Source organism: Flavobacterium sp. LHD-85 (assembly GCF_030929595.1).
Taxonomy (GTDB): Bacteria; Bacteroidota; Bacteroidia; order Flavobacteriales; family Flavobacteriaceae; genus Flavobacterium.
The window spans coordinates 297,689-308,033 of record NZ_JAVFVR010000007.1; the positions used below are offsets into that span (position 1 = coordinate 297,689).

Genomic DNA, 10,345 nt, shown 5'->3' on the forward strand with positions numbered 1-10,345 from the left:
CGGTAAAAAAAACTTCGCAGTAAAAAACAAAAATAACAGAAAATGAAAAAATATATCATTCTAACTCTTCTAATTACGACAGTTAGTTTCGCACAAAAGACTACCTTATATTGTATAGGCGACTCTACAATGGCCAATAAAAAAGATCCCGAAAAAAATCCAGAACACGGTTGGGCGCAAGTATTGCAGCCATTTTTCAACGAAAATATTACAGTAATCAACAAAGCCGTAAACGGAAGAAGTACTAAAAGCTTCATCGCAGAAAAACGCTGGGATTCGATTTATCGAAAGCTGAAAAAAGGGGACTATTTATTTATTGAATTCGGTCACAATGACGAAAAAATAGAAGACTCAACACGCTACACCAATCCACATACCGCTTATAGACACAATTTGATTCGTTTTGTAAAAGAAAGTAGAGATAAAGGCGCAATTCCTGTATTGTTGACCTCTATTAGCAGACGCAACTTTAACGAAAAAGGAGTTTTAGTGCCAACACATGGCGATTATCCTTTAGAAACCCGTTTGGTGGCACAGGAATATAATGTGCCTTTTATAGATTTGGAGTATTATACAGAATTACTAGAACAGTCTTATGGCCCTGAAAAATCAAAACTACTGCACTTGCATTTTAAAGCTGGTGAAAATGCCTATTATGATAAAGATAAAGCTGATGACACACACCTTTCTTTATTAGGAGCACAAAAAATTGCACAAATAGTAATAAACCAAATTAAGTTTATGGAGGATAAATCTTTAGTAAACTTAAAAAAAGCAATAAAGTAAAACGGACATTCAAAATATAGTGATATCTGAAAAAACATCTGTTTAAATAATCAAATAGCATACTAAACAAAAGAGAGGAAACGTGAGTTTTCTCTCTTTTGTTTTTATATTAATAAGTTGTTTGTTAGTTGTTTATGTTCTTTTTTATTCCTCCGGCTAATCGTTCGCTGTGGTCAATATCGGGTTTCTTCTTTAGAATTTAACAAATATTTTAATATATACCTTAATCTATAAGTTTTAAAACTTCTACGGGCAAAAATAAATCTATTTTCAGAAGAACTTTGCACTTTCAAATCTAGATGTTTGAATTGTAAAGACTTAAGAAAATAATTAAAACACATAATAATTAAGGTTATGAAAAATAGATTACTCCCTTTATTTGTTATTTTGGCTACCTTCTCAGCCCGTTCGCAGGTTGGTATTGGAACCAAAGCACCAAATGCATCAATTTTAATGGTGCTTTTTTCTGGAGAAGCATAAATTGCGTTTATGAGCAGATTAAAGAGGACTTGTGTAATTTGAACAGAATCTACTCTAACCGCAATAGTATCGTCTTTGAAAAATAATTCATGTCTTATTGCTTTTTTTTGAAAATTAGATTTCAAAAACGATAAAGCAAAAACAATAATCGGTTTCAGTTCTTGCAGTTCTAATTTTTGAGGAATTTCGCAAGAAAAGAACATGAGTTTTTTAACAATTTCGCGAGAATAGATAACCGAATTGATGATAATAGAGATATCGGCACTAATTTCCGGATCTGAATTTTGTTCCTTTATCAGTTCGGCAAAACCCAAAATATTGCCCAAAGGTGTATTTAGCTCATGCGCTATTCCAGCAGTCATTTCGCCTAATAGGGAAAGGCGCTCCATGCGTTCAATTGTTTGCCTCAAAGCGGCTTTCCTTTCTAAGGTTTGATATTTATCAACATAGTTTCCTATTTCTATTGCAATAGTATCAAGAAGCTGCTGTTCATCATCGCTAAAATCAGTCAAATTGTATTTTTTGGATGGATAATGTACTTTGATATGACCGTAGTTTGTTTTATTTACGATGATCATGCTAGATTGAGAAATGGTCTGTTCTATTTCTTCTGCGGTCGAGAGATGATAATCCTTAATATGAAGTTCGACCTCATTTTCTGTACAATATCTCCATGCGTTTTTTACGCTGATAATTATATCATAAAATGTCTGGATATTTATGGACTTTGATTTTGAAATCGTTTTTGAAATCTCGTAAAGGCAGGTAAGTTCTTTAATTTTTTCTCTTAAAGCGTCTTCTGTTGATAATAAATACATCGTAGGAAAATATTTATAATATATTTAAATAAGATTCAAAAGTAAATAAATAATTTGAACCTATGAATAAAACCTTTTAATAATGTAACTATTTGAAAATAAAATAAATATGAATTATTTTTGTGTCTTATTTTATTGTTTTTTTGTCTTTTAGGAGCTGTTTTTAATATTAAATTTTTATATAAAAAATCGTACTTTTTGTTTATTCCAAAATAAAACGTTGCAAAGCAATATTTAAAAAGTCTTATTATGATAGTTTAAAAACTTTAAGGTCTACTGTATAGAAAATCTTAAAGATAATTTTGTATTCCGATTAATCCGAGACTAAACCATGAATACCACAAATTTTTCTTTAGAGTTTCCGTTAAATTTTTCTGAAATAAGAAAATTAAACAAAATGTACTTTGAACATTTGTTTAAACAGCATATTATTTTTGTTTCAATATTGGTTTTACTTCTTCTTATTTTTTCTGATTTAAGCAATGTCAATCTAGAAGACGATTTTTTTCTCTGGCTTATAAGAAGTTTGGGGATAATTGTTTTTTTTGTCATTATTGAAAACTCTTTTATAGATGCAGTTTCGGGCATTGTTTTTCAAATAGCAAAGCGATTATTGAGGTTTAAAAAGCTAAATAGGAGATATAAATTCGTATTTACCAATTCTACAGTCTGCATTAGATTTCCTTTAGGTAGATTAACTCATAAATGGACTACAATAGAAAAAGCAATTCTGACCAAAAATTTCCTGTTTCTATATATAAAAGAAGAGAACAATTATATTATTTCTATTTCTAGAAAAGACTACGATTATAGAAAGATGGAAGAACTATTAGCCTTTGTCGAGCAAAATGTTATACACATTATAAAAGTTTGAAATTACTTAAAATTGCCCTATCATGTTAATTTTCTGACTTTTAAAGGCAGTTACTTTTTTTTTAGTCGCTTAGCTTTGTGATATATTTTAATGAGATAAGATGCAAAAGGAAAAGGTTTTAGTGTGTGATAACAGCGCAACTTTCTTAAAGATGTTTAAACGGAGATTTAAAGAAGAGTTTGACTTTTTTGAAGAATTAGCATTGAATGATAGGAGAAGAAAAGAATTTGATCATGTAATTTATGTAATAAATGATAGGAAAGAATTGCTCAACTTTTTATCACAGAAAAAAAAAGACTCGCATGCTTTGGTCTGCTTATTTGATATCCATCTCTATAGGAGTATAGCATTTTTAGAAGAAACATATAATTTCATTTTGTTCGATGAGTCGAAAACAAGAACTGAATTTTTAAAAGAATTAAAGAAATTTTTTCGCAATAAATTGGATTCTAAATCCGAAAAAGAATCTTTTAAGTCTTCAAAAGCTTCTCAGAAAAGATTCTTAGAGTATTACAAAGCTATATACTTTCTATTTTAATTTATTTTTTATTTTTTTTCGCCGCACATTTAACATAAAATGTGCTTCATAAAAGCAGGGTAAATGTTGTTCTTTATCCTGCTTTTTTAGTATCTGATTGCATTTTCTAAATAAAGTTTTTATTTTTAAGTGTTATTATAACAATTAAAACTCTTAAATTGTTCGGAAAAAAAAAGAATAAGAAATAATGAAAAAAAGAGTATCATTTTATCTTTCAATCGCTTTAGTTACAGGATTGTTAATTAGTTGTAAAGTTTCTCAAAATGTATCCGAAAAAATAATTGTTTTAAAGAATAACAGTTCTTTGGAGCTCACACAGAAGGCAATTTCTATAAAAAGAGAAAATCTTGGAGAAAACAATATTAAGGGAGCTTTTCCTATTTTGCTTTTTAAGGCAGATACAATTCCGGCGCAAACTAATGATCTGAATGGTGATGGAAAATGGGACGAACTTTTTTTTGCAGTTGATTTTTTGCCAAATGAAGGAAAAAGTATTCAATTAAAATGGTCCAATACAGATCCGAAGTTTACAGTAAAAACAAGTGTGCGTTTTGGGAAAAGAGAAGGAAAGAATTTGCCTGTTCATCCAGATACTCAAGAAGTCTTAATGGCAAATCAAGTGCATAAAAAGCTCGGATACCAAAAATATCAGACAGACGGGCCAACTTGGGAAAATGACAAAGTTGGTTTTAGACATTATCTCGATGGAAGAAATTCTAAAGATGTTTTCGGGAAAAAACTTCCAGGTATAACTCCTGAAAATGTAGGTATAAACAGTAAAGGTGCAGTTGAAGATAATTATCATGTAATGTATGATTGGGGAAGAGATATTTTTCCAGTTGGAAATTCTGTAGGTTTAGGCGGTTACGCATTGTTGATAGATAATAAAATAAACAGACTTGGAATATTAGGAAACGATACTATTAATAATGTAGAAAAGACCACTTTTAAGATTGTTGCAGAAGGACCGGTAAATTCGGTTTTAAGCTATCACTACGAAAACTGGAATGCTTCTGGAAATTTGTATCAAGTGCAGGAAACTACTTCGATCTGGCCTGGAATGTATGGTTATAAAAATACTGTTTCTATAAAAGGCATTAAAGGAAACGAAACTTTTCTGGCAGCAATTTCTAACTTAAACAACAAAAATCCGCTTCAGGTTATTGAAGCAGGTGATTGGGTGTGCTTAATTCAACATGATTATCTGACTTACGAGCGCCAATGGATTTTAGGTACAGCTATTTTAGTTCCTGCGAAGATTTATCAAGGTTATATTGAAGCTCCAAAAACAGGACAGCTGACAGATTCGTATTTGGCAAAATTAAAAGTTGAAAACAATAAAGAAATCAGCTATTATGCTATTGCAGCTTGGGAATTAAGTGCCGATAAAGGATTTAATGACTCAGCCTTTTTTACCAATTACGTAACAAATTTGGCAAAGCAGCTTTCTGCTAAAGTTAAAGTTGATGTAAAGTAATTTTGAAACTATTGATTGTTGTGCAGATGAGAAAGGTTCTAGCGATTTTAACTCTTTTAGGGAATTTGACTTTTGCTTTTCCGCAGCAAATTACATCATCTTTTCCTGATGGTAGCACCATTAGCAATTGGTTTACAGCGTATCAAAAAATACAATTAAAAAATTTAGGAAAACAATATCGTATAACCAATTTTGGCGTCAAACAAGATAGTGCAATCGTTCAGACAAAAGCCATTCAAGCAGTGATTGATCAGGCATCAGAAAAAGGAGGTGGTGTAGTTGTAATTCCTAAAGGAGTATTTTTATGTGGCGCTTTGTTCTTTAAGCCAAAAACAGCTTTGTTTTTAGAAAAAGGGGCGGTATTAAAAGGTTCAGATAATATTGCAGATTATCCGATTATGCCTTCTAGGATGGAAGGGCAAAATCTGGATTATTTTCCTGCTCTGGTCAATGCATATGGAGTAGATCATTTTTCTATTTCGGGAGAGGGAACTATAAACGGAAACGGAAAAAAGTTTTGGGAAGCTTTCTGGAAAAGACGAAGTGAAAATCCGGAATGCACAAACCTTGAAGTTTCTCGCCCGAGATTAATATTTGTATGGAATTCAAACGATGTTCAGTTTCAAGATGTAAAGTTGATTAATTCTGGTTTTTGGACCAATCATTTTTATAAATGCAATAATGTAAAACTGCTAAATCTTTATATTTTTTCACCGCATATTGGCATTAAAGCCCCAAGTACTGATGCCATTGATCTTGATGTCTGCGAAAATGTTTTGATTAAAAACTGTTATATGTCGGTTAATGACGATGCAGTTGCCTTAAAAGGCGGGAAAGGACCTTATGCAGATAAAGATTCAAATAACGGCCCTAATAAGAATATCATAATTGAGGATTGCACTTTTGGATTTTGCCATTCGGCGTTGACCAATGGGAGTGAGGCTATTCATAACCGAAATATCATTTTTAGAAATAGCAAGATTGATGGAGCTTCGCGGTTGCTTTGGCTAAAAATGCGACCAGATACACCACAGCGTTACGAATATATTCTAGTTGAAAACATAAAAGGTGAAGCGGAGACAGGTTTGGCTATTTTTGCATGGAGACAATTTTATGACCTAAAAAATCGCAAAGATATTCCGCTATCTTATGGAGATCAAATTACTTTGAAAAATATCACACTTAAGTGCACCAATTTTTATGGTGTAGAAAAAGACCCTAATGTTAGATTGAGCAATTTTAGATTTGAAAATTTGAATATCGAGTCTGTAAAAGCTAAGATGGATCAAAGCCTTATAGATGGACTTGTTTTAAAGAATGTTTACCTTAATAAGACTCTTATTGAGTAAAATTTTCCTTTTTTGAGGAGTTTTTCCGCTCAAAAATTAACAAATAGAAGACGTATAAGCCTTCTTTTTGGATGAAATTACCTTTAATTCGATACTTTCTACAAAGCTTTAAAACTATTGTTGTAAAAACACTTTTAAAGTAAGTCTTTGATTGTTAATGTATTGTGTTTGCTGGTTTTTAGTATGGGGCAGAAGTCAATTTATTGTAAAGAAAATGAATGAAAAACTGCATTAAATTTAACAGCAAAATTGTTGTAACTATCACACAAACTTTTATTTTTGTGGCTTAATTTAACAATATATAAGCATGAAAGATTTATTAGTAAAAATCAACGCCGAAATTGAAACATTCAAAGCTGAAGCTGAATCTTTGACTGAAAAAGGAATTAAAGCTGCTGGACCAAGAGCACGTAAATCAACTTTAGAAATTGAAAAACTTTTAAAAGAGTTCAGAAAAGTTTCTATCGAAAATCAGAAGAAGTAAATTATCACAAGCTGTTTTTTAGAATCTTTGATAATCAATTAATTACAGAGATACTCTAAAAAACAGCTTTTCATAATAATATACTAAGCTAGTCCCTTTAAGAACGATTTCAGTTCTTTGTCATCATTCCAGGAAGCTTCTTTTATATCCATATTAAAAAAGTTTTCCGAAGCTTTTTCTAAAGCCTCCCTTTTAAATCTTGAATCTGCCTTTGCATATATTTCCGTCGTTTGGATGGAAACATGTCCCAATAAATCACGGATATAGACTAAGTTCACACCCGCTTGAAGTAGATGCATGGCTCTTGAGTGTCGAAGACAGTGTGGACTAATTTTCTCATGTATCAGTTCTGGTTCTGTTGTACGCGCCATTACTACATAGGTTCTTAGTATATATGTGATACCCGATCCTGTGAGTTTATGCCCACTACTGTTGAAGAACAAGGGATGTTCTTTCTTTGAAGGAATAAGCAAGTGGTTTTCTTCAATGTAAGTTCTGAGAATTTCAACCATCTGATCTCTTAGTGGTACAATTCGAGATTTGTTCCCTTTACCATGTAACCGGACTATTGCCGGTTTTTCAAGTCTAATGCTGGCAGGTGTAAGATCAATTAGTTCCTGAACCCTAGCTCCTGTTTCGTAAAGTAACGTAAGGATTGTTAGATTGCGACGTCCATGTCTATTCTTTAGTGAAACCTGATCCAAGATGCATCTGATTTCCTCAACGGTTAAATAATTCACTGAAGGTTTCTTTTTCTTTTTTATCCTGATGGAGCGCATTGATTGCCAGGTTGCCAATCTTGTCGGGTCTTTTCTTTCCAAGAATTGACAAAACGAACGTATTGCGGCATAGCGTTGATTTCGTGTGGCAATACTATTGTTTCTTTTTTCTTCCAGCCAATTCAAAAAGGCTAATATAATGTCACGATCAAAATCCTTCATCATAAGCTTATTGACTGATATTCCTTGCACATTGTCCATATAATCGATCAAATGGACAAAAGTATCTCTATAGGAGCGAACAGTATGTTTACTTACATTTATTTCTGCTCCCAGATATTCAATGAAGAATGCCTCCAAATATTCAGCAAAATCAGTTGACCTCTTTTTCATAGTTCTTTTGAAGTTTTAAGTTAAGGTCTGCGAAAATTTGATCCGTAGTGTGCATATCCAGTTTAAGGACTTCGGGATACATTTCCTGAGTCAGTCTAACATAGGATTCTGTACCGATAACGCTCTTGTGTCCCAAAAAGACTGAAAGTAAAGGCAGGGAGCAATATAAATCCTTTCCTGCACCAGTTAACTTAACAAGCGAATGTACCGCTGTTGTATGCCGGATCGAATGCAGTGAAGGGTTATTAGTTCCAAAACTGCCATAGATTTCACATTTTTCAAGAATGCTGACAAAATATTTATATACAGGAATATGGCTGCAAGACTTTCCTAAGGTTGAAACAAACAGATAAGAATCAGGATGATCAATGTCACATATAGGAAGCTTATCCCTATATTCAATATATTGTTTTAGAACTTTTTCCAGAGACTCATTAATTGGTGCAATTCTGCACCTGTTGTTCTTGGTATCATTAATTACAAGAGCGTTCCGTTTAAAATCAATATCCTTATTCATTATAGCAAGGGCTTCACCTATTCTTATTCCAGTACTGTACAACGTTCTGATTAATGCAGGTATGACAAATAGCATACTCTTTGGGCAACGGGTTTTTGTTACCATATTATCACACGCATCGAAAATATTGTGTATTTGACTGTGAGTAAACACTGTAGTGATTGTACTTTCAAAAGATCTTCTGGGGTGAAGAGGAACATAACATTCGTGACCAAGACTACCCATATACCGACAGAAGTTCGATATGATACAGAACCTCGCATAAAGGGTTGTCTTTTTATCATTTATACGTGTATCTGCCCATCTCTTTATATCTTCAGAATTAATTAGAAGATCATTTTTTGCAGTTTTCGACAAAAATCTATCAAAATCCAATAAGAAACTTCTGTATCTTTCTATTTTTAAATCTTGGAGTTCTTTCTCCTTAATATAACTCCTAATATAAGGAGCAAAGATGCTGCTAAATTTATCTGAACTATTCATAAAATCCTCCTTCTTTTTGAATATAAAATTTTTCCTGAACCAAGGGAACCTCAAGTGAACAAGCCAATAATCCTTTAACGTCTATGCCCAGATAGAACATGGTTGATTCACTACTACTATGTCCGAGAGAATCTGATATTACTGCAAGTGTCGTACCTTGTTCCAATAACTGAGAGGCTAAACTATGCCGTAAACTATGCGATCCGTGATGCCTGCTGTTTGTTTCCACTTTGGACTTGCTTATTATTTCATTGATTATGGCAAATATATTGGCAGCCGATACTGGGCCGAAAGGAGCAATGCCACTGAGAAAAATAGTTTTGATTTGTGATTTTGGACGGCCATAACATATGTAATCAATAATCGCCTCGCCAACCACGGGAAGTAATGGCAACTCAATATCTTGCCCTGTTTTGTACTGTTCAAAACGAATGGTGTTGCGATTCCAATCTAAATTGCCAAATTGTAAGGAACAGATATCACTTGCCCGTAATCCTAGACGCGAAGCAAGAAGAAATATTGCATAATTTCTTTTGCCAATGGTCTTTGATCTATTGATAGCATTATCCATTTGACGAATTTCTTCCAAACTATATACTGAAGGGAGTTTTTCTACTGATGATTTCCGTTTTATTTGATTAAGTGGAATGCGCAGATCTATATCTGTTAGTTTTCTTTCATACAGATAATTAAGAAAATGTCGCAAAGAAACACACACATAAAGTTTAGAGTTTTTTAGGGACGAAGTAAATTCTTTAATCGCGATACCATTCAAATTATGCAGATCGATCTGATCGTGGTACATTCTAACAGCAAAATAGCTTAGATTCCGGCTGTGTTTGAAGAAGGTCTTATCTGCAATACGTTCCTTTTCCTTAAATACTTTTAAGAATGAAAGGATTTGTTCTCCTATTTCACCTGGGAATTGATATACTTTCCGATTAATACGCTTCCTTCTCATTGGAATATTATTGAGAACATCGTTTAATAAGTTTACAGAAGATTTAATACTCTTAAACTTATAACCGGATAAAGAATTTGTTTCAAGAAAGGACAACTTGAAACTTTCTCCAATGACCTCTGAATAAAGGTCTTTTGAGTGTATAACCATGAAGCTTTTAAGCAAGGTAAAACGCCTTTTATGCGCCATGGTAACTTCTCTGTTGTAACTAGTCTCATTTAAAGACTGCAAGCATGATTGGATCAGCTCATCGATTGGTTTTGAATTCATATCTAATTGATTTAGTGGCTACAACATTGTAACCACTAATCAATATATGAAGATTATCAAAACAAGATTATCAACAGTTATCCTGTATAGTCAGGATGTTTTGAAATAAAATGTTTATCTACTTGTGATAATCTATTTCTTCTGATTTTCAATATTATCAATATCTTTTGATAATATTGAAGAATCAAAAAAATAA

10 protein-coding genes are annotated in these 10,345 nt (G+C 32.5%); 6 read left to right on the forward strand and 4 right to left on the reverse strand.

Annotated elements, in window-relative coordinates; genetic code table 11:
• Positions 1 to 42 precede the first annotated feature (42 nt).
• On the forward strand, positions 43 to 786 hold the full coding sequence (locus RB618_RS14225; RefSeq protein WP_308069335.1) for a rhamnogalacturonan acetylesterase: 744 nt from the start codon (positions 43 to 45) through the stop codon (positions 784 to 786).
• 173 nt (positions 787 to 959) lie between these two features.
• Here the strand turns inward: RB618_RS14225 and RB618_RS14230 are convergent, their stop codons facing one another.
• Positions 960 to 2,084 (reverse strand): histidine kinase dimerization/phospho-acceptor domain-containing protein, encoded by a 1,125-nt coding sequence (locus RB618_RS14230; RefSeq protein ID WP_308069336.1) that lies wholly within the window; start codon positions 2,082 to 2,084, stop codon positions 960 to 962.
• A 331-nt stretch (positions 2,085 to 2,415) separates the two neighbouring features.
• On the opposite strand from RB618_RS14230, the gene RB618_RS14235 reads away from it, so the two are divergent.
• The 5 genes from RB618_RS14235 (at position 2,416) to RB618_RS14255 (ending at position 6,806) form a co-directional block, all read left to right on the forward strand.
• Positions 2,416 to 2,958 carry a hypothetical protein gene (locus tag RB618_RS14235; RefSeq protein WP_308069337.1) on the forward strand — a complete coding sequence of 181 codons (543 nt, stop codon included), beginning with the start codon at positions 2,416 to 2,418 and terminating at the stop codon, positions 2,956 to 2,958.
• A 100-nt stretch (positions 2,959 to 3,058) separates the two neighbouring features.
• Positions 3,059 to 3,496: a hypothetical protein gene (locus RB618_RS14240; RefSeq protein WP_308069338.1), complete on the forward strand. Its 438-nt coding sequence runs from the start codon at positions 3,059 to 3,061 to the stop codon at positions 3,494 to 3,496.
• A 187-nt stretch (positions 3,497 to 3,683) separates the two neighbouring features.
• Positions 3,684 to 4,973 (forward strand): DUF4861 domain-containing protein, encoded by a 1,290-nt coding sequence (locus RB618_RS14245; protein WP_308069339.1) that lies wholly within the window; start codon positions 3,684 to 3,686, stop codon positions 4,971 to 4,973.
• Positions 4,974 to 4,999: 26 nt separating this feature from the next.
• Positions 5,000 to 6,322 carry a glycosyl hydrolase family 28 protein gene (locus RB618_RS14250; protein WP_308069340.1) on the forward strand — a complete coding sequence of 441 codons (1,323 nt, stop codon included), beginning with the start codon at positions 5,000 to 5,002 and terminating at the stop codon, positions 6,320 to 6,322.
• A gap of 307 nt (positions 6,323 to 6,629) precedes the next feature.
• A complete protein-coding gene (locus tag RB618_RS14255; protein ID WP_308069341.1) occupies positions 6,630 to 6,806 on the forward strand; it encodes a histone H1 in 177 nt (58 codons plus the stop codon).
• A gap of 83 nt (positions 6,807 to 6,889) precedes the next feature.
• Here RB618_RS14255 and RB618_RS14260 read toward each other — a convergent pair whose 3' ends face one another.
• From RB618_RS14260 to RB618_RS14270, 3 genes are read right to left on the reverse strand one after another with little or no spacing between them, the layout of a single operon-like run.
• Positions 6,890 to 7,918 (reverse strand): site-specific integrase, encoded by a 1,029-nt coding sequence (locus RB618_RS14260; RefSeq protein WP_308069124.1) that lies wholly within the window; start codon positions 7,916 to 7,918, stop codon positions 6,890 to 6,892.
• The gene (locus tag RB618_RS14265; protein WP_308069125.1) at positions 7,899 to 8,918 is read right to left on the reverse strand and encodes a tyrosine-type recombinase/integrase; all 1,020 of its coding nucleotides are present in this window, start codon (positions 8,916 to 8,918) and stop codon (positions 7,899 to 7,901) included. Before RB618_RS14265 ends, RB618_RS14260 begins: the two co-directional genes overlap by 20 nt.
• Complete coding sequence (locus RB618_RS14270; protein WP_308069126.1) at positions 8,911 to 10,149, reverse strand: tyrosine-type recombinase/integrase; 1,239 nt, start codon at positions 10,147 to 10,149, stop codon at positions 8,911 to 8,913. Before RB618_RS14270 ends, RB618_RS14265 begins: the two co-directional genes overlap by 8 nt.
• Positions 10,150 to 10,345: the final 196 nt, after the last annotated feature.

Excerpts from the sequence above, each read along its gene's own strand:
- RB618_RS14225 (WP_308069335.1), top strand. The coding sequence starts at position 43 with ATGAAAAAATATATCATTCTAACTCTTCTAATTACGACAGTTAGTTTC.
- RB618_RS14230 (WP_308069336.1), bottom strand. The coding sequence starts at position 2,084 with ATGTATTTATTATCAACAGAAGACGCTTTAAGAGAAAAAATTAAAGAA.
- RB618_RS14235 (WP_308069337.1), top strand. The coding sequence starts at position 2,416 with ATGAATACCACAAATTTTTCTTTAGAGTTTCCGTTAAATTTTTCTGAA.
- RB618_RS14240 (WP_308069338.1), top strand. The coding sequence starts at position 3,059 with ATGCAAAAGGAAAAGGTTTTAGTGTGTGATAACAGCGCAACTTTCTTA.
- RB618_RS14245 (WP_308069339.1), top strand. The coding sequence starts at position 3,684 with ATGAAAAAAAGAGTATCATTTTATCTTTCAATCGCTTTAGTTACAGGA.
- RB618_RS14250 (WP_308069340.1), top strand. The coding sequence starts at position 5,000 with ATGAGAAAGGTTCTAGCGATTTTAACTCTTTTAGGGAATTTGACTTTT.
- RB618_RS14255 (WP_308069341.1), top strand. The coding sequence starts at position 6,630 with ATGAAAGATTTATTAGTAAAAATCAACGCCGAAATTGAAACATTCAAA.
- RB618_RS14260 (WP_308069124.1), bottom strand. The coding sequence starts at position 7,918 with ATGAAAAAGAGGTCAACTGATTTTGCTGAATATTTGGAGGCATTCTTC.
- RB618_RS14265 (WP_308069125.1), bottom strand. The coding sequence starts at position 8,918 with ATGAATAGTTCAGATAAATTTAGCAGCATCTTTGCTCCTTATATTAGG.
- RB618_RS14270 (WP_308069126.1), bottom strand. The coding sequence starts at position 10,149 with ATGAATTCAAAACCAATCGATGAGCTGATCCAATCATGCTTGCAGTCT.